At 56.5% G+C, this 23,086-nt stretch carries 16 protein-coding genes and 8 pseudogenes; 12 read left to right on the forward strand and 12 right to left on the reverse strand.

What is annotated here, in order from left to right; translation table 11 throughout:
- Window positions 1–240 precede the first annotated feature (240 nt).
- Window positions 241–1,545, reverse strand: a pseudogene (locus MOV63_RS26500) (L-serine ammonia-lyase); the annotation flags it as partial.
- A gap of 321 nt (window positions 1,546–1,866) precedes the next feature.
- Here MOV63_RS26500 and MOV63_RS26505 point away from each other — a divergent pair.
- Window positions 1,867–2,247 (forward strand): annotated as a pseudogene (locus tag MOV63_RS26505) (biotin/lipoyl-containing protein); the annotation flags it as partial.
- 20 nt (window positions 2,248–2,267) lie between these two features.
- Here the strand turns inward: MOV63_RS26505 and MOV63_RS26510 are convergent.
- Together MOV63_RS26510 and MOV63_RS26515 are read right to left on the reverse strand one after the other, a co-directional pair.
- A complete protein-coding gene (locus tag MOV63_RS26510) occupies window positions 2,268–2,615 on the reverse strand; it encodes a type II toxin-antitoxin system RelE/ParE family toxin (RefSeq protein WP_247038380.1) in 348 nt (115 codons plus the stop codon).
- A complete protein-coding gene (locus MOV63_RS26515) occupies window positions 2,605–2,874 on the reverse strand; it encodes a type II toxin-antitoxin system ParD family antitoxin (RefSeq protein WP_247038382.1) in 270 nt (89 codons plus the stop codon). Before MOV63_RS26515 ends, MOV63_RS26510 begins: the two co-directional genes overlap by 11 nt.
- Before the next feature lie 75 nt (window positions 2,875–2,949).
- Between MOV63_RS26515 and scpA the strand changes: the two genes are divergently transcribed.
- The 4 genes and pseudogenes from scpA to MOV63_RS26535 all read left to right on the forward strand — a co-directional run bounded on the left by scpA (window position 2,950) and on the right by MOV63_RS26535 (window position 6,547).
- Entirely contained in the window at window positions 2,950–5,088 is a 2,139-nt protein-coding gene (gene scpA, locus MOV63_RS26520) for a methylmalonyl-CoA mutase (protein ID WP_247038384.1), read from the forward strand.
- An 11-nt stretch (window positions 5,089–5,099) separates the two neighbouring features.
- Window positions 5,100–5,523, forward strand: a pseudogene (mce, locus tag MOV63_RS26525) (methylmalonyl-CoA epimerase).
- 44 nt (window positions 5,524–5,567) lie between these two features.
- Window positions 5,568–6,195, forward strand: a pseudogene (locus MOV63_RS26530) (NAD(P)/FAD-dependent oxidoreductase); the annotation flags it as partial.
- Window positions 6,196–6,223: 28 nt separating this feature from the next.
- Entirely contained in the window at window positions 6,224–6,547 is a 324-nt protein-coding gene (locus MOV63_RS26535) for a hypothetical protein (RefSeq protein ID WP_247038386.1), read from the forward strand.
- A 127-nt stretch (window positions 6,548–6,674) separates the two neighbouring features.
- Here the strand turns inward: MOV63_RS26535 and MOV63_RS26540 are convergent, their stop codons facing one another.
- Window positions 6,675–8,027 carry a bZIP transcription factor gene (locus MOV63_RS26540; protein WP_247038388.1) on the reverse strand — a complete coding sequence of 451 codons (1,353 nt, stop codon included), beginning with the start codon at window positions 8,025–8,027 and terminating at the stop codon, window positions 6,675–6,677.
- Window positions 8,028–8,462: 435 nt separating this feature from the next.
- Between MOV63_RS26540 and MOV63_RS26550 the strand changes: the two are divergent.
- Window positions 8,463–8,615 (forward strand): annotated as a pseudogene (locus tag MOV63_RS26550) (IS630 family transposase); the annotation flags it as partial.
- A gap of 262 nt (window positions 8,616–8,877) precedes the next feature.
- Here the strand turns inward: MOV63_RS26550 and MOV63_RS26555 are convergent.
- The 8 genes from MOV63_RS26555 to MOV63_RS26590 all read right to left on the reverse strand — a co-directional run bounded on the left by MOV63_RS26555 (window position 8,878) and on the right by MOV63_RS26590 (window position 19,378).
- Window positions 8,878–9,363, reverse strand: a complete 486-nt coding sequence (locus tag MOV63_RS26555) for a hypothetical protein (protein ID WP_247038390.1) — start codon at window positions 9,361–9,363, stop codon at window positions 8,878–8,880.
- Window positions 9,360–11,510 (reverse strand): hypothetical protein, encoded by a 2,151-nt coding sequence (locus tag MOV63_RS26560; RefSeq protein ID WP_247038392.1) that lies wholly within the window; start codon window positions 11,508–11,510, stop codon window positions 9,360–9,362. Before MOV63_RS26560 ends, MOV63_RS26555 begins: the two co-directional genes overlap by 4 nt.
- Before the next feature lie 129 nt (window positions 11,511–11,639).
- Complete coding sequence (locus MOV63_RS26565; protein ID WP_247038394.1) at window positions 11,640–13,352, reverse strand: hypothetical protein; 1,713 nt, start codon at window positions 13,350–13,352, stop codon at window positions 11,640–11,642.
- A 35-nt stretch (window positions 13,353–13,387) separates the two neighbouring features.
- On the reverse strand, window positions 13,388–13,570 hold the full coding sequence (locus MOV63_RS26570; RefSeq protein WP_247038396.1) for a hypothetical protein: 183 nt from the start codon (window positions 13,568–13,570) through the stop codon (window positions 13,388–13,390).
- Window positions 13,571–13,791: 221 nt separating this feature from the next.
- Window positions 13,792–16,272 (reverse strand): DAHL domain-containing protein, encoded by a 2,481-nt coding sequence (locus MOV63_RS26575; RefSeq protein ID WP_247038398.1) that lies wholly within the window; start codon window positions 16,270–16,272, stop codon window positions 13,792–13,794.
- On the reverse strand, window positions 16,269–17,198 hold the full coding sequence (locus MOV63_RS26580; RefSeq protein WP_247038400.1) for a cytochrome-c peroxidase: 930 nt from the start codon (window positions 17,196–17,198) through the stop codon (window positions 16,269–16,271). The genes MOV63_RS26575 and MOV63_RS26580 overlap by 4 nt, the downstream gene beginning before the upstream one ends.
- Window positions 17,198–17,923 carry a response regulator gene (locus MOV63_RS26585; protein WP_309500850.1) on the reverse strand — a complete coding sequence of 242 codons (726 nt, stop codon included), beginning with the start codon at window positions 17,921–17,923 and terminating at the stop codon, window positions 17,198–17,200. Before MOV63_RS26585 ends, MOV63_RS26580 begins: the two co-directional genes overlap by 1 nt.
- Before the next feature lie 201 nt (window positions 17,924–18,124).
- On the reverse strand, window positions 18,125–19,378 hold the full coding sequence (locus MOV63_RS26590) for a hypothetical protein (RefSeq protein ID WP_247038402.1): 1,254 nt from the start codon (window positions 19,376–19,378) through the stop codon (window positions 18,125–18,127).
- 222 nt (window positions 19,379–19,600) lie between these two features.
- Between MOV63_RS26590 and MOV63_RS26595 the strand changes: the two genes are divergently transcribed.
- The 6 genes and pseudogenes from MOV63_RS26595 (at window position 19,601) to MOV63_RS26620 (ending at window position 22,979) form a co-directional block, all read left to right on the forward strand.
- A complete protein-coding gene (locus tag MOV63_RS26595; RefSeq protein WP_247038404.1) occupies window positions 19,601–20,233 on the forward strand; it encodes an outer membrane protein in 633 nt (210 codons plus the stop codon).
- 84 nt (window positions 20,234–20,317) lie between these two features.
- Window positions 20,318–20,662 (forward strand): annotated as a pseudogene (locus MOV63_RS26600) (IS630 family transposase); the annotation flags it as partial.
- Window positions 20,663–21,042: 380 nt separating this feature from the next.
- Window positions 21,043–21,246, forward strand: a pseudogene (locus tag MOV63_RS33075) (transposase); the annotation flags it as partial.
- 66 nt (window positions 21,247–21,312) lie between these two features.
- A pseudogene (locus MOV63_RS26610) lies at window positions 21,313–21,605 on the forward strand (transposase); the annotation flags it as partial.
- Window positions 21,602–21,811, forward strand: coding sequence for a transposase (locus MOV63_RS32890; protein WP_247038406.1), 210 nt, complete (start codon window positions 21,602–21,604; stop codon window positions 21,809–21,811). The pseudogene MOV63_RS26610 and the gene MOV63_RS32890, both read left to right, overlap by 4 nt.
- Window positions 21,812–21,884: 73 nt before the next feature.
- Window positions 21,885–22,979 carry an IS630 family transposase gene (locus MOV63_RS26620; protein ID WP_247038408.1) on the forward strand — a complete coding sequence of 365 codons (1,095 nt, stop codon included), beginning with the start codon at window positions 21,885–21,887 and terminating at the stop codon, window positions 22,977–22,979.
- Window positions 22,980–23,086 lie beyond the last annotated feature (107 nt).

The following is a 23,086-nucleotide window of genomic DNA, read 5'->3' on the forward strand; positions in this document are numbered from 1 at the left end:
ATGCTCTATGGGATGCCGTCGGCGCCTTGATCCCCCGCTTCACACCGGCAGAATGCGCAAACTACTTCAGGGCTGCTGGATATGACCCGGATTGAACAGGATGTGCTCTAGAGTGTCATTTCGCCCCCAGCCGGAACCGACCCCGTGGTGCAGACATTGGAATGCATCTGCAGCAACACCGGCTATCCAAAAACAAACAGCGTATGGCAACGAGTTTATCTCTCGCGACCTGGACCTGTGGGCATCGGGTGGTACCAGATGTGTGCCATCGCCCTTGATCGCCAGCGAGGCAGCCGTCACCGCCTTGACGGCGCCAAATGCATTGCGCTCGATGCAAGGAACCTGCACGAGGCCTGCGATCGGATCGCAGGTCATGCCGAGGTGATGCTCCAGGGCGATTTTGGCCGCATTCTCGATCTGCTCCGGCGAACCGCCCATGACCGCGGCAAGCCCGGCCGCCGCCATTGCAGCCGCTGAACCAACCTCGCCCTGACAGCCCACTTCTGCACCCGAAATGGAAGCATTGTGCTTGATGATGCCGCCCACGGCCGCGGCGGTCAGCAGGAAATTGCGGATATCCTCCTGCGTCGCATCCTCGTGGAAATGCAGGTGGTAGCGCACCGTCGCGGGAAGGACGCCGGCTGCCCCGTTCGTCGGCGCCGTCACCATACGCCCGCCGCCGGCATTTTCCTCGTTCACCGCCATGGCGTAGACGGAGAGCCAGTCATTGGCGAGCAGCGGATTGAGGCGGTTACTACGCCACTCCTCGTTTAACTTGTCGTGGATCGCTCTCGCCCGGCGTTTCACCTTGAGCCCGCCCGGCAAGATGCCGTCGACCTTGAGACCCCGGTCGATACAGTTCGTCATCGCCTCCCAGATGCCGTCCAGACCGGCATCCAGCTCCGCCGTGCCAATCTTCGTCTCTTCGTTGGCCCGCTTCATCTGGGCGATCGTCAGACCAGAGCCGCGAGCCATGTCGAGCATCCGCTTGGCCGACGAGAAGGGGTAAGGCACGCGTGAATCGGAAGATGCCTTCCTGGACGTACGCATTGCCTCCAGTTCCGTATCCGTCACGACGAAACCGCCGCCGATAGAAGAATAGATACGCATCAGGAGCAGCCGCCCGTCGCGGTCGAAAGCCGAAAAACTCATGCCGTTCGCGTGGCCCGGTAGAGACTGCTTCTTGTCGAAGATCAGGTCGTTCTTCGGCTGGAACTCATAGGGCGGATGCCCGGGCGGCGTAACACGGCCGGTCCGCTCCACCCCTGAGATGATCTCGTCCATCCGGTCCGGATCGACCTTGGCCGGTTCCTCGCCGACGAGGCCAAGAATCACTGCCCTTCCCGTACCATGGCCGATACCGGTGAAAGCAAGCGAGCCGTGCAGGCTGACCTTCAGCGCCGCCACATGCGCACCGGTCGGCCTCGGCCATTCATTGGAAAGAATGAGGCCGAGAAACCGGTTGGCCGCCGACATGGGTCCCATCGTATGGGAACTCGAAGGGCCGATACCGATCTTGAATACGTCGAATATGGAAAGAAACATGAGGCGGATCTCTCAACGAACGAGTTTTCTGGAGATAACCAAGCGGAATATCTTCGAGGCCAGCGGCATCCCCTTGCGAGAAATACAAGTTGAATCAACAGCCGGACTTGCAGTGACCATCGTCAAGTGTTGGCACATGGGAGTGCGTGCACGACCAGGAGAGCATATTGATTCAACAGCATATTCCCCAATCCGGTTGCTGGCTTACAGCAATGCCACGATTATCGCCCCTCAACTTACGACCGCGGTCAATTTCCGGGTCTGAGCCAAAGAGGAAAGCGAACCCGATCATAAGGCATGACAGGCTACGGTATGAGCGGTTCCGATTTCCCGCCTGGGCGGTTCCATGTCAGCGGCGAAGTGATGGGGGTCAAGATCAACCTCGTCGGCTCCGCCATCCGGCTGCGCTGGTGCGGCATGGACGTCACCGCCCGCGTGCGTTCGCCCCGCGTCGCCGAACTTACCCGCCTGATGCCGAAAAAACTGCCGCCCGACACCTCGAAGATGCTGCTCTGCCCCATGCCCGGCGTCATCACCTCCGTCTCGGTGAAAGCCGGCGACGCCGGCCAGACGCTCGCGACCGTCGAGGCGATGAAGATGGAGAACGTGCTGAAGGCGGAGAGACAGGGCATCGTCAAACGCGTCTCCGCCAGCCAAGGGCAGAGCCTGGCGGTGGATGAGCTGATCATGGAGTTCGAGTGATACAAATGGCTGACCGACGCTTAAGACATTCCCAAGCGCGTCAGCATATGGCGTTGGTGGTCTTGGCGGCCGTAAAAGACTGCGAGGATGCGGATGCTGAGATCGGCCTCATCAATTTCAAAATAGAAGACTGCCTGGTTTTTCGTAACGTGGCGCAAGCTCGGTCTGAGTTCGCCACGCAGCGTTCCTTGATAAGGCGCAAGCGACAAGGCTTCCATGTCGGTCTCGACCGCTGCAATACGCTTGATTGCCCTGTCGAACGCATCCCGCAAAGGATCGCCGAAGGCCAGGTAGGATTCGACAAGGTGGTCAAAAATCAGCTCAAGATCGTGGTCGGCCTCTTCCGAGCGAATGACCTTATAGGCCATAGGCTTTTCTCTTCGCCGCGATCATCGCTTCAACGCGTCTATGGCTCTCCTCCATTGTCACAAACTTGCCTTCGGCGCGGCGATCCAGCAGTATCTTCAGTGCCGCAAGCTCGGCATCCTTCAATTCGGTCTCTTCGCGCACAAGCTCCAGGCCGCGCTGAACGACAGCGCTCAGGCTTGCATACCGGCCATCCTCGACAAGTTTGCGGGCGAAACTATCTTGTTGATTGGAGATGGAAACGGACGCTTTGACAGACATTGGCGATCTCCCTTTTTTATCAATGTACTACTAGGTAGCACTTAAGTCAATTTCAGTATCTTTTGGAAGAGTGTGATGTCGGACAAAACCGTAAAGGATTGGGAGGCGCTTGCCGAGAAGGAGCTGAAGGCTTCGCCGGAAACGCTGGTCTGGCACACGCCCGAAGGCATCAATGTCAAGCCGCTTTATACCGCCGAAGACCTGCAGGGCATCGATCATCTGGATTCTCTGCCCGGTATGAAGCCCTTCGTGCGCGGGCCGCGCGCCACCATGTATGCCGGCCGGCCCTGGACGATCCGCCAATATGCCGGCTTCTCGACCGCCGAAGCCTCGAACGCCTTCTATCGCCGCAATCTCGCCGGCGGTCAGAAGGGCCTGTCGGTCGCTTTCGACCTCGCCACCCATCGCGGTTACGACAGCGACCATCCGCGCGTCGAGGGCGATGTCGGCAAAGCGGGCGTTGCGATTGACAGCGTCGAGGACATGAAGATCCTGTTCGACAGCATCCCGCTGAAGGACATGTCCGTGTCGATGACCATGAATGGCGCGGTCATCCCGATCCTCGCCTCCTTCATCGTCGCCGGCGAGGAACAGGGCTGTTCGCGGGCCGAACTGTCCGGGACCATCCAGAACGACATTTTGAAGGAGTTCATGGTCCGCAACACCTATATCTATCCGCCCGAGCCCTCGATGCGGATCGTCGCCGACATCATCGAATATACGGCAAAGGAAATGCCGAAGTTCAATTCGATTTCGATATCCGGCTACCATATGCAGGAAGCGGGCGCGACGCTGGTCCAGGAACTCGCCTTCACGCTGGCAGACGGCCGCGAATATGTCCGGGCAGCACTTGCCAAGGGCCTCAGCGTCGACGAGTTCGCCGGCCGGCTGTCCTTCTTCTTCGCGATCGGCATGAACTTCTTCATGGAGGCGGCCAAGCTGCGTGCCGCCCGCCTGCTCTGGTCGCGGATCATGGAGGAGTTCAAGCCGCAGAAGTCTTCGTCGCTGATGCTGCGCACCCACTGCCAGACGTCGGGCGTGTCGCTGCAGGAACAGGACCCCTACAACAACGTCATTCGCACGGCCTATGAGGCCCTGTCAGCGGTGCTCGGCGGCACCCAGTCGCTGCACACAAACGCGCTCGACGAGGCAATGGCGCTGCCGACAGACTTTTCCGCCCGCATCGCCCGCAATACCCAGCTGATCCTCAGCCACGAGACCGGCGTCACTAAGGTCGTCGATCCGCTGGCCGGCTCCTATTATGTCGAGAGCCTGACCAATGAGCTCGCCGAAAAGGCCTGGGCCCTGATCGAGGAAGTCGAGGCGATGGGCGGCATGACCAAGGCGGTCGCCGACGGCCTGCCGAAACGGCTGATCGAGGAAGCTGCCACCCGCCGCCAGGCCGCCGTCGACCGCGGCGAGGAAATCATCGTCGGCGTCAACAAATACAGGCTGGAAAACGAGGACGAGATCGACATCCTGGCGATCGACAACTCCGCGGTTCGCAAAGGCCAGATCAAGCGGCTGGAGGAGGTTCGCCGGCAGCGGGATCCGAAGCGGGTAGCGGCGGCACTCGCCGTCCTGGAGGAAGCTGCGGAAACCGGCGAGGGAAACCTGCTGCAAGTAGCGATCGAGGCGGCCCGCGCCCGCGCCACCGTCGGGGAAATCTCCGATGCGATGCGGCAGGCCTTCGGCGATCATTCCGCCGTGCCGGAAGTGGTCAGCGATATCTATGGACCCGCCTATGAGGACGACCCGGAATACAAGACGATCGTCTCGCGGCTTGGCAGCTACGCCCAAACGCTTGGCAGCAGGCCGAAGATCATGGTCGCCAAGCTCGGCCAAGACGGACATGACCGCGGCGCCAAGGTGATCGCGTCGGCCTTCGGCGATATCGGCTTCGAGGTTCTCGCCGGCCCCCTGTTCCAGACGCCGGAGGAGGCGGCCGACCTCGCGGTCAGGCAAAACGTCCAGGTGGTCGGCATGTCGTCGCTCGCGGCCGGTCACAGGACCCTTGCACCCCAGCTTGTCGAAGCGCTGAAGGCAAAAGGTGCCGAAAACGTCATCGTCGTGGTCGGCGGCGTCGTGCCGCGACAGGATTACGACTACTTGATGGACCACGGCGTCGCCGCCGTCTTCGGCCCCGGCACCAATGTGCTTGATGCCGCAAACTCGATCATCGATATTCTCGAAGGCAAACGAAGGAACGCATGAGCGAACCGTTGATGACGTGGCTTAACCGCATAGCCATCGCTGTGCCAAATCTTGCTCAGGCTGTCGATCAGTACCGGCTTTTGGGGCGAGTTCTCAGAACGTCAAGATCTTCCCGACCGCGGGGTTACTGTTGTTTTCGTCATGCTTGCGAACACGAAAATCGAACTGTTGCATCCCTTGAGGGAGGACTCTCCGATCGGTGCTTTTTTGGAGAAAAACCCGTCCGGCGGAATCCATCCTCTATGCTTTGAAGTGTCCAATATCGTTACGGCATTGGGCGCCATGAACGGGATCGGTGCAAGGGTGCTGGGTGACGGCGGATCGAAGATCGGTGCCCAGGGTAAGCCAGTTATCTTCGCGCATCCCAAGGACTTTCACGGTGCGCTTGTCGAGTTCGAGCAGCACTGTTCAGATTGCGTGAGGAACCCGCATTGAGCGAACAGGAACTTGCCACCCATGAATTGCCGGAGCGCGAGGCGATGGAATTCGACGTTGTTATCGTCGGTGCGGATCCAGCGGGTCTTTCGGCGGCGGTCCGGCTGAAGCAGGTCAATCCGGAGCTTTCAGTGGGGGTGCTGGAAAAGGGTTCGGAAGTCGGCACGCATATTCTCTCCGGCGCGGTGGTCCATCCGGTCGGCCTCGACGCGCTCTTACCGGGCTGGCGCGAGGAGGAGGGCACCCGTTCAGGACCGAGGTCACCGACGATCATTTCCTCTTCTTAGGTCCCGCCCGGTCGATCCGGCTTCCCAATTTCATGATGCCGTCGCTGATGAACAATCACGGCAATTACATCATCTCGCTCGGCAATGTCTGTCGCTGGCTGGCCGAAAAGGCGGAAGGCCTCGGGGTCGAGATCTATCTGGGCTTTGCGGCAACCGAAGTGCTCTATACCGAGGACGGCTCGGTCAGGGCGTGGCGACCGGCGACATGGGCATCGAGAAGAATGGCGGGCCCGGCCCGAACTTCACCCACGGCATGGAACTTCATGGGAAATACGTGCAGATCGGCGAGGGCGTGCACGGTTCGCTCGCCAAGCAGCTGATCGCCAGGTTCAAGCTGGACGAGGGCCGCAGGCCCCAGAAATTCGGCATCGGCCTGAAGGAACTTGGTTGCCCAAACTGATGGCGGTGCCATCATGAGCGCGGCCTCTCGCTGCCGCCTGATTGGCCGCTGGCGGATCGTCGAGGCCGATCTATGGGATCGTGATTATCTCGATCTGGTCCAGCCCGCCGCAATCTCCATCGGGGCGAGTGGCCGGGGCGAAATCGCCTTCGGAGCAATGCAAGCCAGGCTCGATCTCGGTTACAGCCAGTCCACGATCTCATTCACATGGTACGGATTTGACGAAATGGACGAGATATCGGGCGACGGGCATGCCGAATTGCTCGACGATGGCTCGATTGAGATTGCCTTCGCATACCAAAACGGCGACGAAGCTGTTCTAAAAGCCCAAGCCTGAGACTTCTTCAACAGCCTGCTAGAGCAATTTCAGCAAAAGCGGGACCGGTTTTGCGCCCAGGAACTGCGTAAAAACAAAGGCATAGAACATTAAAGGCGACTCAGCTTTTGCCGGAAACTCTAGCATTTCAGATCGAGTTTTGATCCGGCGTGCGGTCTACCGGCCGCGGGGGATACAGCTCCTTCCGTGGGCTACGCGTCGCGGGACCGTCAATCCCAATTTGTGGGATACCGAGGCTGGCGGGTTCTGGCACCATGCCGGAGGATGCTGTGACCGGCTCAGTTGGAGAGGTCAAATCGACAATGGTATGGAGCCGCTGGCGTTTGGGGAATGGTCCATCACCGTGTTCGTGATCACCACGTTTCCTGGTGGTACCGGGGCCTTGGGTATCTGTCGCGACCGGCAAGGCCCGGCTCCCCAATAGACGTAACGGCGAATTCCTTAGCAATTCCGGGCTGGCTGCGAGGCCTGGGTAACTGGCAGAATGCTCCTGCGATTCCGGGGTGATCTGGTGGGCCGCGTCCAACGAGGGGCCAGATGATCCAGCCTTCTCCGACGGAAATCCAGCGTATATTTCCTGCAGGGAAGCATGACTAAACACTTTAGCATCGAACCCGGGCTGGGGGTGAGCCGCAGGAAATAAATTGCCGCCAATGTTGCCGGTAAGATGGTGCGCTGTGGCAGTTGGATCAGCAACGTCAGGCGGAAGCGCGTCACCAAGGTTGAAAGCGTACGCAAAATCGTCTCCCGCTGGAGGACGGACGAAATCGTCGGTCAACAGTTGAGATGTGGAATCTATGTCAAGATCGCGGAAGGAAACCTGTGAATCGAGGTTAGTCAAACCGAATGGATCAGCACCCGGCATACTGAACGGGCCCATTGAGTGTGGCGCCACGCCAGGGTTTGGCACTTCAAGCCCAAGGTCAGGGCTGAAATGAAGGTCGCCGTTGGAAGGCCCGGGGAAGCCATCGATACCGAAATTTTCGAGGTTAGAGAGCTGCTGCGATAGATGGCCAAAGGAAACGGGGGCCAATGAAACAGTGCCTCCCGGCTCTGCCGAGTTCGTCAGCCCTTCGGTTCCAGGTTCCAGATCCCGTTGAAGGGACGCTTGAACCAAGCTGGGCTCCTTCACTTGTCCAATGGCACGGCCCGGGGGGGGGCTTGGAAGCTCTTGTTCTAACAATGCTCCCTCAAGTAGGTGCTTTTCAATAAATTTTCTGAGGCCTGCAACCTCATGCCTAAGGGCTTGATTTTCAAGCTTGAGCTCCTCATTTCGCTGGTTAAGATTTTGAGCATTCTCTTTTTGTCTTTGCCGTGAGTTAAATGCTGCTTGTTTATTTCGCTGCAACCTACGTTGAGTTCTTTGGTCGTCCGTCAATTGGCGCAATTCTTCCCGCGAAAGATCGCGAGCAAGATCCAATACTGTTGATTCTAGTTCCGTTTCCAAGGCCGCGCCTTTCTGAGCAATTGCGTCGATCAAGCTCCCAACATTGTGGGGCGCCCCGAAGAATTCAATTTTTCAAGCGTTTCAGCTGTAATCTCCGCCAGATTCGCGTGTCCCCAGCCAACTTGCCGCTTGAGGAAAGCGAATATCCAAAGGTATCCTGAGCATTCACGGGCGAGAGCAATCCGGCGATCAATGAATCAATCGTGATGTGACGATGCGATGCGCGGCTGATTCAACATCCACAGCGAAGAGGTGGATGATGGCACGGGCATTGGACGATGACCTTCGATTGTGTTTGTTGAAAGCATCTGCTGCTGGCCTTTCGGCCCGGCCGGCGGCGGCTCGGTTCGAGGTTGGCATTGACTAAAAAGGGCGTCTCACGAAAGTCGGAACACAACAGATCTGGCTTGTCAGCCTGTCTCAGGCCTCAACAGGAACCCCACATGGAGAGCCATCACGGCAAAGCAAGAAAACGCATGCTCCAAGTTGAAAGCTATGCTGAGAGGGCGGGCAGAACGAACGGCCGATGCCCTGTGGGATGAGGTCGCTGATTTGGTGCACCGCTTCACGCCGCCGGAATGCGCGACCTACTTCAAGGCAGCAGAATATGATCCGGATTGAACAGGATTTGCACTATCATTTCCGGCGAAAATGGAGTCGCCTCGCCTCCAATGCTCCATGTCTTCGTTTAAGCGATCCGGATGCAAAACCGGCTCCCGCTTTGCTGGAATTGCTCTGACCTATGCCGAGCCGTTTGCGAAGCTCGGCGCTCTCCGTGCGCAGCTTTTTGGAAAGAAGCGCTCCCAGGCGCCCGTATTCTTCTTCGAGCGGGAATGAATTCGGCGTCTGCCGAAATTTGAGATATCGTCGCTTCGACAGCTGACTAAGCCCCGGCCGTCTTCCACAGACAATAAGTCTGGTCAGAAATGCCCACGGACTTGGCCGCATCTTTTAGGGTGTTGCCGCTTGGGACCAGTTCTCGATCCGCTGGAGCGGCCCCCGCTTTTCCCGTGCGTCCAATCCGCGGATTTTCAGTTTTGCCGGCGAGGAAGTTGTCGCGGCAGGTCGCCGGTGGGGGCTTATCGGAAATTCTCTGAGCGTCTTCGTCGGCATGCGGTTCCTCGTCTGAAGCCACACTTTGTTCGACAAGAGAAGGTAAGAGCCAAGCCGAAGCAAATATATCCGGATGGAATAGCGGACAGGCTGATATACCTTTGACCTTAACAGAATAACGCGTGCCAATTTGCGCGCGTTCGAGAATGTTCGCGGATCGAACAGGTAAAGACTCATCAAGCTCGGAACCGTCGTCAGCGGCACCGAGCACAATGACCAAATGCCGCGACCCCCCTTCCGCTCCATCGACGTTCACGGACGACCCCCGCCATCGGATCTTGATCTGGCCTGCCGGTCTGCGAAATCACGTGGGTTTGAGGGGGCTTTTCTAGAAGCCGTCGCGACAGCGAGTATTTGCTCCATGGTTTCCGGCTCCGTTATTGCAGGCCCAGAACTCCGGGAAGGTCCCGATGACGAACGTTCTTCGCCGCCATTTGCTCCGGAAAGAGCCTTCACGCGTGCGACCAAGTCTGCATATGTCCTGCGGGGTGGGGTAGCGCCCGGCGCTGGTCGCCCGTCGCGCTGGGAACTGGAGGCCGGCGCCGAGTGCATTCCGAGGTATTGCTGCGCCTCCGTTGGAATCCGAGGAACAGCGGCAGTGCCGCTTCTCTTGGCCGGCCCCTCGCCACCAAAGTCAAGGCCCGTTTCGATGCCTTGTCGGGGAAGCCCCGTATTTTTCTGCCAGTCGGGCTTGTTCACGTTTGGCATCGTAGGTTTCGGAGGAGATCCCGATGACGAATATCCGCTGGTGCTATTCCCGTTCCATGGCCTGGGAGCGGATGGGGACGGGACGGGAGCAGGTAATCCAGAGCCCTGGCGCAAATTCCCGGACGGCAGCGGTCTTGGGATGGATCCGAACGCCGCGCCCGTTTGCGAGGGGACCGGGATCGCGTTGAAAGGATTATTCGTGCCGAAATTTGGATTTACCTGGGGGCCAGGGAGAGGTGGGCCAGGGAGAATTCCGGTCGGCCCGCTCCCATTGGCTGGCAACCCATTTGCCGGCTGGCCGGGCACCGCCCCCGTTTGCGAGGCGGGCGAGGTCGAGCCGTAAGGACTAGGCATGCTGAAATTTATAGGTTGGCCAGGAAGAGGTGGGCCAGGGAGAATTCCACTCGGTCCCTTCCCATTGGCTGTCCACCCATTTGCCGGCTGGTGGGGCAACGGAGGGTTGGGAAAGGGTTGAGTTCCGGCGCCAGATGTTCCGGGAATGCCAGGCACGGGGTTCCAAGCTGAAGGGCCTGGGCGGCGTGGGTTATCTCTCATTGCGGTTCTCCGCGCCTCCTGAAGAAGCTTTTCAGCTTTCGTGAGATCAACGGTTTTGGTGCTGTCCAGCCACAACCACCTCTTTTTTTCTACCCTTTTCTGGATTACGCCATTTTTTGTTTCCGGCAGATAAGTGATTTTAGTCAAACGTCCAAGTTTACCCCTTTGGCGAATAGCTTTAACACTGCCGTCATTGTCGTCCAGGGTGACTGTCAAACTGCCTGTCAAACCCCGCTTGGCAAGCGTTTCTTCGCTGGTTATCTCTCCGGTTTTTGGGTCCAGATGGGACTGCGATGTCCTGTCTGCCCGACCAAGCCTTTTGATGCTCGTCGTTTTAAGCCGACCGTCCTCGGATTTTACTTCCGCAATTGAAGAGGTCCAGCCCACATGGCCGGTTTGCTTCATGAGGCCGGTTTTTTCGTCGAACTCGTAAGTTTCGCCACGCCTGCCACTGCCACGCGTGATTTCAAACCGGCGCTTCCCGTGCATGTCAACGGAGCCCAGCTCTTCCCTGTGTTGGCCCCAGAGAACGCCGTCTCTGAGACGATTTGTCCGGAATTCCGTCCGAACCAATTGATTTCCCACACGATTGAATTTTTGGAAATGGCGGCCGTTACTGCGTTTTTTCGTTTTTTCGATCTCTTTTCCGGTTTGATCGAAACTCCGTTCGATTTCCTTACTGCTACGGGTGATCCTGGCGAAGTTACGGGTCTGGATGATCTTGGCGACATATGGACGGGGCTGCACCCCTGCCGCCTTCTCCGCCTCGGTCGGCACGGACATCGCGTAAAAGACCCGCGTTCGCCCCTTCAGGCTGCGCTTTTCGTGAACAATGTATTCGGGATGTTCCAAATCATGATAATACCGCTCCGGCGCAAACAGATCGCTATTCTTATCAAAGATATATTTTCTTTGATCCCGCGGCGGCAGCGTGGGCAGATGGCTCAGCTGGTCTGAGACTTTCTTTCGCTTGTCCCTATTGTCAAGGACACTTTTGCTGTTGCGAAAGCGCTGCCCTCTTGCGGTTGCGTCGGCGCCAACACCACGTATCTGGTAGCGCATCCGTTCTCCGGCACGCGCATCGTAGGGTGACTTCGGCGGAGCGTTGAAGCCGGTTCTATATTCGAGCGTCCTTGCCATGAGACAATTCCTTTTGAATACGGAGCGGCCCGCAAACGGGTCGCCCATGTTAAATTCTGGATCCGACGGACGATCTCTGGTGAACGCCGCAGTATATGGTTCTGGAGTATCTTGGCCGGTTAAATTCTGTTAAAGTCCCGAATTCACGCTGTCTGAACGACCGCGACCGCGTTCATCTTGCCCGCGATGTGGGGTTGGCACTACTCGAAACTCGCTCGTCATGTGTTGCGGAATATGCGTCATATCGACGTCCCCATGCTCTGGTTTAACGCCGGCCCCGGAATGCGCGGGATCGTATGGAACATTTGCGGGATCGTATGGAGCATGTGCGGGATTGTATGGAGCATGTGCGGGATTGTACCCGCCATGGTCGAGCGCAACTTGATTGTCGTATCCAGCCGGAAGAGGTGCCCGTGGAGCTGCGTCGTATTCGACATGTGTAGGCCTGATGTCATCGACGCCGAGATGAAAGCTCGTTATTGCATTATAGGCGCTCTCGGGTAACGGGTTGCCGTCTTGCGAGTACGCATTCGCGGGCCGCTGAGCACCGAATCTCCCGCCATGCTTACCGATCGTTGCAACCAGGAAATGTTCCTCAGTGAAGATTCCCATGCGTTGAGCTGGCGGCAGGTGAGCAACATGTTGTTTCAATAGCTCGCTGTCCAGAGGGACATACTGGCCCATATAATGGACACGGACGAGGTCGTCACGCCCGTATTTTTCAAACAGCTCGGGGGGGGCGTTTTGAAAATCGATAGGTTTTTTACCATCCCTTTGCCATTGTCGTTGAGTGGGTGTAAACCAAGATCCCGAATATATTCCCAGTTGGGGAAGAATTTCTCCAAGTCTCTTAGGATCCGTCATTTCGATGGGCATCATAGTCCCAAACTGATCCCGTACGTGAACCGGGATATGATCGTTGTACTTGGGGAGCGGACCTCCCCGCAGTAGCGATGCCTCCTTGCTATCGGGAAATCCACGGAGGACGTACTCGGCATTGATCATATTGCCATTTTTTTCCAGAGTGACCGTGACTTGCGGCGTGTAGGCGCTGAGGGTCCCTTCGACGCGGAGTGCAAGACGTTTGTCGGGGGTGCCCCATTTAGGGCGCGTTTCGAAAAATTTACTGTCATGTGCAGTATTGCTACTGGAGACGACGCCCACTCGGGGAACGTGTTGCCGTCCCTGGTTATCGGTAATCGTAAAATTCTGGGTTATTGCTTTGACCGTTGAAAAGCCATCCCCCGGCGTGCAATAGACATGTATCAGGTACCCTCCATGATTGACCACACAGTCACCCATTCGCGAGCCGGAGGTGATCTTGTTTTGATACTCGTATTGAAACGGGCGCTTTCCACCTGGGGTATCCAGGAACTGTTTTTCTCCCTGCAACTTGTAGAATTGCTCTTGTTGCTGAGTTCTTTCACTGAGAAAAGTACCTTGCGAAACTCTTGCGGGTTTTAATATATTATCCGGTAGGCCATATGCCAGAAGTATATTTTTGGCCCTCGCGGTCATTTCTTTCCTGGCTTCGCCGGGGGGTTTGCCGTTTGCGGCATTGTCCGCTTGCTGGTCATAAAGGTTGTTGTTCAACTGGCTTGCCGCGAAAGCGTTGCCATGCCGGTCTACAAATGTGATCTGATGGGTATTGTAGATCATATCTCCAGTAATTTTGCCGAATTTACTTTCAAAATCTTTGATAGGATACGAGAAGTACATTTTTCCAGCGGGTTGTCCCACGTATATCTTAAATACGCTTCCTTCAAAATCGTCTATAACTCGATATGTTCTGTTTCTATCAGCTTCCGCCAATTCCTTAAAATTGTCTTCAGGTTCGCCCATAGTCTTATTCCTTTGGTATGTATGTTGTTAAAAAATTACTTTTTGGATTTGAGTACTTCGTTGAACAATTCCATCGCAAAAGCGTGATGTTCCTCGGCGATATCGTCGAAATAGGGTTCGCGATCGTCGTAATAATCGTCATCGTCGGGTGTTGATTCCGAACGTACGATCCTCAGGCCCTTGCCCGGTTTCTTCGGCAGTTTTTGTTCTTCCAGCATTCTCATCTCCTGTGGTTTGAAAGCTGTGCGTTCTCAGGCCCGGCATTCTCGCGCGGGAGGATAGGCGAGAGATGTTGCCGAAATGCCGGCCTAACTTCTGTCGTCGATACAATGAAATGTGGGATCTTCATTTGGGTTAGTCAAATTCAACATAATAGAAACTGTATCTGTATTTCAGTTGAAATCATCTAATTTGAGATGGCATCGAAGATGTGGCAGTGCTATCGACGCGCGGCCATCTTTCCTTCCGTGGCCGGCACCAGCACCGCCCGCATGGCCACGGCCAGACCGCGCGCGCCGACCGGCTCTCGGAGCACATGGCGTGATCCCGCCGGCGGCGTAGCACCGATTGCGCGGCAGATAACGATGCGCGGCAGATCGCTCAGGACAGCTGGCAGACCGGGGTTTGTATTTCGATCCGACGCGACAAGCACCATCGCATCGGGCCATGTCTGGCCGCGCGAACACCAGTCGGAAAGCTCCCCAGTCGACGGAAAGCCGGCCGGCTCGTAGCCCAGCGCCGCGATCCTTTCCTCCCACATATGGCGAGATGTTTCGTCGCTATCGACAATCGCGACGAGTTCGCCGCTTCCGGTCGGAATATCCTCCAGCTGCCGGTGGATCATCTGTGGAGCGAGGTTTGCCTCAAGATGTGGGAAGAACATGTCAAAACGTGTCCCCTTGCCCAGGATGCTACTGACATGCATCGATCCTTTCAACGATTTGACGGTTCCGTGCACGACCGACAAGCCGAGCCCTGTGCCGCCCTTGTCTCCCCTGGTGGTGAAAAACGGCTCAAAAATCCGTTGCAGGTGCCCGGGCGCGATACCCGGCCCCGTATCCGTGACGCTGATCCAGACATAGTGTCCCGTCTGCAGATGCCCATGCGACAGGGCGCGCTCCGTCGTGACATCGATTGTGGTGACCTTGAGTTTGACATGGCCCTGGCCACCGATCGCTTCGGCGGCGTTCTTGCACAGGTTGACCAGTATCTGCTGGATCTCGATCGGATGGCCCAGGATGACCAAGAGAGTATCGGGAATATCCAGATGGAGTCTGACCGAGGGGGTGACGCAGATTTCGATATCCGAAAGGATCTCGGTGACCGCCGCCGTCACGTTGAAGGGAAGCGCTGGGTTCCGCCGCAGGCGACCAAAGGCAAGCATTTGATCGACCACCAGCTTGGCGCGATGACCGGCCGTCAGGATATGTTCGACATGGGCGCGTGTGGGAAGGCCTGGAGTAAGCGCAGCCACGGCCATTTCCGCATATCCCATGATTGCCATCAGGATATTGTTGAATTCGTGGGCAACCCCCCCTGCGAGCGTACCGACCGCCTCCAGACGCTGCGCCTCCTCTAGGCGTCGATCCAACTCATCCAGTTCGGTCAGTCGGTGATGTTTTTCTATAGCCAACGCCAGGAGTTCGGTCGTCATGCGCAATATCTGCGAATCGGTTCGCATGTTCCAGTTGGCCAGCCGGCACTCGGCGACCAGCATCACCACCAGTCCCTCATGAGGTTTAGCCGCCGATGCAAGCGCCAATGGCTTTCGCTTGCACACGAGATCGCAGAATGCGGCAAGCGGCGAACCTGGCGCGCGGTGACGCCATAGTACCGGATCCGAAAAAGGTTGCGGCTTTTCGCGCAGGTCGGCGATGAAATCCTGGACCAGCGGTTCAGGCGCATTGGGCCGCCCATCTGGGGTGAAGACGCCGGTCACATCCCAGCTGTCTGGATTCAGGGTGATCAACGAGACGGTTCCAAAGCCGAAAACCTCGGCCATTTTTTTGAGCGCTCCGTCCATGACGATCCGGAAGCGCTCGGGCTCCAGTGACAGGCGGGTTATGGCGTCGTTGACCGACTGCTCTACGTAAAGCCGCCAGCGCAGGCTGTCGGCATAAAATTTCAGGCGAAACGCCAGATAGGTTGCATAGGCACAAAGGCTGAGAGAAATGCCCGAAAGGATGAGCCGCGCCTTGGAGGTTTGCCTGCTCATCTGCCCGAACTGCTGCAGATACGCGCGCTGGAACTCAAGGCTTCCATCGATGCCGTCGGATGCCTGTATCCCGCCGACGATCTCGTCGACGGAAGGGAGGGTGTTCAGGATGAGGTAGCCGTGGTCCAGAAGTGGCTTTTTCAGATCGTCGATGGCAGGCGAGGGGGTATCATGCAGACGCATCAGACCTCGCCGGATCTCTTTGGCAAGTTCCGGGTCCGGCGTATTCTGAAACTGCCACATCTGCTGGCCGAGCTGCTGAACATCCATAAGAGCGACGAAGTTGGGGCCGCGCGGCCGCGCCTGCATTTCCCGCCATGTCTGGATAAAGATCTTCAGCGAATTCTGGATCAGCGCATTGCCGGACTTGAAGCGTTCGATCGTGACCTCGTTCCGATCGAGCGCATTTTTCATAACCTTTATCCAGCCGTCCCGTTCGGTGGAATCGACGAATGAGAGCGAGGCAGTCAGCGCGTCGATCGTCTGTACCTCGGCGCGCATCCGATCGATGGCCAATCCGAGGAAATCGTAGTTCTTGAGGATCCCCGAGCGAGCCTGAAGTACGTCACGCTGCAGAGCGGCGTAACTGAGATTGATGGTTCTCATGGCATTGAGAATCGCTTCGTGGCCATCCCCGTCAGGCCCCCTGCTCATCGCCAGGATCATGGATACCAGACCGGCGACCAGCAGGATGGCGATTCTCATCTGGCACCGTCCCCAGGGTTGGGCAGGCTTCCATCGTCGTAGACGCCGGTCAGGCTTGACAGAAAAGCGACGATGGCTGTGACATCTTTTTCCGACAGCTCCCTGCCGAGCTGCAGTCTACCCATTATGGAAACCGCTTGCGGCAGTTGATCGACCGAGCCGTCATGAAAATAGGGGCCGGTGGCGGTGACATTTCTCAGGCTTGGCACCCGGAACGGCAAGGCGTCACCGTCGGATAGAAATATGCCGAGCTTCTGGGTCATGTTGCCGCCGATATTCGAGCCTTGGTGACAGGAGACGCAGCCATAATCCTTAAAAAGCAGATATCCTTCTATCTGTTCCGCCGAGAGTGCTCCGGTATCCCCGCGCATATAGTGATCAAAGGGAGCGTCAGGTGTGCGTAGCGACATCTCAAAACAAATCAACGCATCGAGAACGGTTTCTCGGGTTGGAGATGAACCATAGGCCGCTTCGAACTGGGCTCCATAAGAAGAGCCGGCAAGTTTCGGAATCAGCGTGTCCCAGGTGATTGCCATCAAATTATAATCAAGCAGGACTTTTTCGTTTTGTGCGGCCAGAGATTTGATATTGCCGCGCCAGCCAAAAGTATGATTGTTCGTGACATTGAAGATCGTCGGAACATTGAAAAGTACTTTGCCATCGGCAAGCCCAATCGCCCGCGACATACGATTAGTGCCACCGGCGGCAAGATCGTGGCAGCTGGTACATGACACGGCGTCGTTACTCGACAGGATGGTGTCGGAGAACAAGGCGCGGCCAAGCTCCACCTTTCGCGCGTCCTGCGGTTCGGTATTCGGCAAAGGAGCGACGGGCTCATTGCGGCTGAACCCCAGCGACAGATCCACAGGAAGAACGGCCAGGAAAATCGTGACCGCATATCGGAAGCGGCGGCGCGTTGGTTTCATTACAGCCTCACCCTTGGTCCTTCAAGCTGGACATCGGTGTCGAAAATATAACCGGCGCCACGCTCTGTTCTGATATAACGGGGATTGGAGGCGTCCTGCTCCAGCTTGCGTCTCAGGCGAAGGATCAGAACATCGACACTGCGATCGTAAATCTCCTGGTCATAAATTCGCGTAGCCAGGAGAAGCTGCTCGCGCGACAGGATCTGACGGGGTTGTTTGAGGAAAGCCGTCAATAGATTGAACTCGCCCGCCGTCAACTTAGTCTCAGCGCCTGCAGCATCTCGCAACCTGCGGTGTTTTGTGCTGAGCCGCCAGCCGTCGAACAGATAGACCTTGTTGTGATTTTCGGCCTTGCGTTCCGGCCGCTCGCGAAGGGCAACCTTGATACGCGCCAGCAGCTCCATCAGCCCGAAGGGTTTCGTGACATAATCCGTCGCACCAAGCTCGAATCCCATCACCTTGTCGGCTTCATCGAGCCGATCACCGCTGATAATGATGATGGGAATGTCGGATTTTGTGCTCAGATTGCGCACGATCTGCAGACCGTCTTCTTCGCCAAGATTGAGGTCTACGATCACGAGATCCGTTTCCTCCGCCGTCATGTGGCGATTTACCTGACGGCTGTTTTCCGCGGCACTGGTATGGAAGGCGTGCTGGGACAGATATTCGACCAGCAGATTTCTCATGGAGCTATCATCATCGACAACGAGGATATTCTTCATCATGGCCGTTCCTTCACCGTGTGCAGCCAACGCTGCGAGGGAGATTGACATCAGCGTAGGTGCTGCTCGCTTTTCCAACAACGTTCATCAGACGCATGACGCAATGCCGGAAAGTATGGGTAGGCAACACCTGTCGCAGGAACGGCGCAGTGCACGCTGACGACATCGGGCCACAAGCGACGGCGCCCGAAGAAAGGAGGTAGGTTAATCTCGAACGAGGCTCGCGGCGTTTGGCTTTCGCTCCAACAAGTCGCGTCGCATGTTCAGAGCCTGCTTTTCGGGGGGGGCGTACGCCCAATTCGCATTGGTCTCCTTCAGATTGAGGAACCCAGAAGTGAGTTCTTTCGCAAAGTCTTCCGATCCCTTGGGATATAAACGCTCGCCGACGCGTGGATAAAGATCCTCTGTAAAGTCGCGGTATGGTGAGCAGGTACGGTCGTTGGGTAATTTTGATTGAACATTCTCCGGCAGGTTGAGCTGTTCTCTTTGGAGCTTGCTTAATTTGCGATAACCTCTCGCATATAGACCCAATACAGAAAAGTTCCCTGTTTGGTTTCCAGAAATGGTATGGTTGAGCAAGAATGCCTGCTCCTCATAGAGAAGCTGACCGAACTTCACGCCGGCTGAGTCGAGTTTCATCTTGAGTTTTTCGCCGCTGACGAACGTGTTTTCATCTGCGTGTACGATAATCTCCGGTAGCTTCAAAAAGCCGCTCCGTAAACCGATTGGCTCGTATAGTCCTTGCTCTCTCATCAAGGTTTTCCGCAGGCCTGGATCGGTCGTTTTCAGGGTCTCGGGTGATAAGTAACCGTTCGGCGTTTTCAGGATCACGTTGCTTTTACCGATAAAGCCGTCAATGTCTTCAGGGCTGATTTCGGTTTTGCGGTGTTTCTTAACGTGTTCTACAAAACGGCGTTTACTGACAAATGTATGAGCATCGATCTGAATAAGACAGCTTGGAAATTCCCGGAATCGTCGTGGTGGAACGGGTTTCCAGGCCCGGGCAGGGTCATCCATTCCAAAATGGAAATCAGGACCTAGTCGATCCCGGACAATGGCGAAAGTTTCTGGATCCAGGCCTTCCCACCAGGCTTTCGGACGCCTGGGCTTCTCGAGCTGTTCGTCTGGTTTATCGCGTTCAGAGAATGTCTTTGGCAGTTCTGCGTCATTTCGATTGCTCGGGGATGTTTTATCCAGAACAAGGTTCTCTGGAGCGCCAAGCAGGCGCAAACGCTTCGAACGATGGTGTCCGTCGGCAAGCTTTCCGGCTTCCTTCCAAAAGTCATCATCTGACAAGATCAAATTGTCCTTGTCAGGCGATTGGGGAGGCAGACTGCCTGACGACATGCGCTTTTGAGCCATAAAATCTCCGTTTGGAAACGACAGTCGAGGATTGGCCGTCAGAGCCGGATCAATCTCGAATATTATCGGTGTTAGACAACCAAGTTTGAATGTCACTCTTACATATGCAACTGTTTTAAATCTTGCGCACGTTGCGTGAAAAAAACAAACTTCCCTGTGAAGTTGTCGAAATGTACAAGTTAGTAATTGTGACGATATGCAAAAAAATGTTGATTACATCACCTACGTTACACTTGAAATAGTTGTGCGTTTGATCGCCATTTTTGAATGGGTATTCTTTATTGCAATAACGCATCAAATATTTTTTGGAGGTATTTCATGAAGACGATGTTTCATCTGGCGTCGGCCGTATTTCTTTCATTGAGCGTAAACGCAAAAGGGGCGGATCTGGTGGAAATGAGCGTCCCGGTCCCGCCTGTTTATGATGAGCCACAGATCGGTCTATGGGAAGGACCTTATGTTGGGATTCACGTGGGTTATGGATGGACACAGGGGATCTTCGGCACCTGTGTGTGCGGGAGCGACGACGAGGACTTCCTTGGTGGTCGTATTGGCGCATTCGCTGGCCGCAATTGGACGGTTTCCAGTGGGTATGTCGTGGGCGTCGAAGCGGACGTCAATTATGATTGGAATAAGAGGCCCCTTTATGGAGCTCGGGTTGGTACAGGCTTTTCCGGCTCCGCCCGGGTGCGCGCTGGATACGCGTTTGGTGACGTTCTTCTATATGCCGCCGGCGGCTCGACGGCGACGAATGCCTATGTCAAAGATCCCGACGATAGTGAAGTGGCGCATGGCTGGACGATCGGTCTCGGCATCGATTGGGCCGCCACAAACTCCACATTTATCCGTATGGAATATCGCTATAATAATTTCTCGCCGGTTTACTTGGCGGGCCTGAGGTCGGATTTCGACCAAGATGTAATCAGTATCGGTATCGCCAACCGTTTCTAGAGCCGATCCGGCGATCAATGAATCAACCGTGATGTGACGATGCGATGCGCGGCTGATTCAACATCCACAGCGAAGAGGTGGATGATGGCACGGGCATTGGACGATGCCCTTCGATTGCGTTTGTTGAAAGCGTCTGCTGCTGGCCTTTCGGCCCGGCCGGCGGCGGCTCGGTTCGAGGTTGGCATTTGCACGGCGATCGGCCGGATTGCAAGAGCGAAAGACGGTGAGCGAACCTCCCGACCGCAGGGTTGGAGGCGGCCGTCGGCACTGGATGCACGCGAGGCCTTCGTCATCGAGTTGATCGAAGAACGCTAGGACGTGACGGACGTGACTCTCGATGAGATGGTCGAGTGCTTGTCCGTCGAACGGCAGGTGACGATCAGCCGAAGTGCGCTCGGTGCCTGGCTGCGAGGCCGAGGATGGATGTATAAAAAAGCGTATGGCCCGCCCGTCTGCAAGAGGATTTTACCGTGTTCGGATCAGTCTGCGTCAACGTATACGGTCTCATGGGTAACCCCCATGGCCACGATGGACATCCGCGCGTTCAGTGACCCAATAAGTCCGCCGGCACCACGTGCCGTTTTTTTAAACGGGCTTTCCAAACGCCGATCGACTGTCAGGCCATCTTCACGATCCTTCCTGCAAACCTCATTGGGCTGCATGCGCGATAGCACGTGGCCGAGCGATTATGCCGTTGCTACTAGGCGGTGTGGGCGGATTGCCGCATGTGGCCCCTTTGGGATTCCTGACTTGAGCTTAGTCTGATTCATGGAGTGCCGACTGATTTGGAGGTCGGCATGAGCACGAAGATGACAGAAGACGATTGGACAGTGGCGCTTGAGGTTTTCCGCGCCTCGTTACCGCGCCGAGGCGACAAGGGCCGCGACGACCGGCTGTTCCTCGAAGCATTGCACTATTTCGCGGTCCACAACATCACATGGGGAGCTTTGCATGTGCAGTTCGGCAAATGGAACAGCGTCTGGAAACGCTTCGATCGGCTGAGCAAGACAGGCACGTTCGACCTGTTTTTCAAGCATCTTGCGTCGTTGTCTTCATCGGCCGATCTGGTGCAGATGTTCGACGCAACGATTGTGCGTGCCCATGTCTCGGCGGCCGGGGCAAAAGGGGGCAGGACGGCCAGGCGCTCGGCAGATCACGCGGCGGTTTTACGACCAAAATCCATTTGAAGACCGACTTCGAGGGCTATCCTATCGCCTTCGACCTGACCGGTGGAGAGAAAGGCGACGCGCCGCACTTCCCGCTTTTGCTCGACCTCGGCCCCGACATCAAGGCCAAGGCAGCGGTTGCCGATAAGGGATACGCCAGCAAGCCAATCGCAATGCAGCCCGGTCGCACGGCATCATTCCGGTGATCCCGCACAACTCCAACGAGAAGGGAAAGCCGGGCTTCTTCGCAAAGGCAATCTACAAAGGTCGCGCGCGCATCGAACAGGCCGTTGGCAAGCTCAAACGCTTCAAGCGGGTCGCACTACGCTGCGAGAAGACGAAGCGCAACTTTGCTGCCATCGTTTCCATCGCCGCCGCATTCATCTTGGTCAAATCCGCCCACACTGCCTAGTGTCCTGTCCCGCAAATAGCTTTACATAAGGTCGCAACGGGCAGAAGATTCGTTATCTGCAAGGAGAACGGATATGGCGCGTATCGGTCGACCGCAAGAACGCATCCTTTGTCTGAGTGAAGGCGAACGCGAGGAGTTGGAGCGCATCAGCCGCTCCCATTCAGCTCCTCACAGCGTGGTTCGCCGTGCGCAGATCGTGCTGGCCTCAGCCGATGGCGAAACCAATACCGCGATTGCCCACCGGCTTGGGACGACGAACCCGACGGTCTGCCATTGGCGTAAGCGATGGTTTGAACAGGGGCTCGTCGGACTTTACGGGGAAGCCCGACCTGGACGACCGAGAACTCATGACGAAGAGAGGGTAGCGCAACTGCTGCGCACGGTTCTCGACAGCAAACCCACCGACGGCACCCACTGGACGGTACGCGCGGCGGCGGCGGCCACAGGCCTGTCCAAGACCACTGTTGGACGCATGTTGACATTGTTCGGCGTTCAGCCGCATCGCTCGAAAAATTTCAAGCTCTCGACCGATCCTCTATTTGTTGACAAGGTCAAGGACATCGTCGGGCTCTACCTCAATCCACCAGATCATGCAGTCGTGCTCTGCGTTGACGAGAAGACACAAATCCAGGCGCTGGAACGCACTCAACCTGTACTGCCGCTCGGTCTTGGGTATCTCGAAGGCGTCACACACGATTACGTCCGGCACGGAACGACCACATTATTCGCCGCCCTCGACATCGCGAACGGTCAGGTTCTCACCCAATGCCGGGCCCGTCACCGACACCAGGAATTCCTCGGTTTCCTCAAGCACATCGAGGCGAACGTCCCACCTGATCTCGACGCTCATCTTGTGGTCGATAACTATGCAGCCCACAAACATCCGAAAGTCCGTGCCTGGCTTGCGGCACGTCCGCGCTTCCATATCCATTACACGCCGACCTATGCATCATGGCTCAACCAGGTCGAGCGGTGGTTTGCGCTCATCACACAACGCCAGATACGTCGCGCCTCTTTCGTTAGTGCCAAGGACTTGGTCGAAAAAATCAACGCCTTCGTCCAAGCCTATAATGCGAAGGCGAAACCTTTTGTCTGGACCGCCACAAGCCAGGAAATCTTCGAAAAGATCGAACGCTTATGTAAAGCTATTTGCGGGACAGGACACTAGGTCATGTTGACAAAGTGTCTTCTCAAATCAGTTATGGTCTGATTCAAAGCTGCTTTTTAGGAGGCAGCGATGGCACGTGGAGACCTAACCGACGCAGAATGGCGGAT

Source organism: Neorhizobium sp. SHOUNA12A, assembly GCF_023006505.1.
Lineage (GTDB): Bacteria > Pseudomonadota > Alphaproteobacteria > Rhizobiales > Rhizobiaceae > Neorhizobium.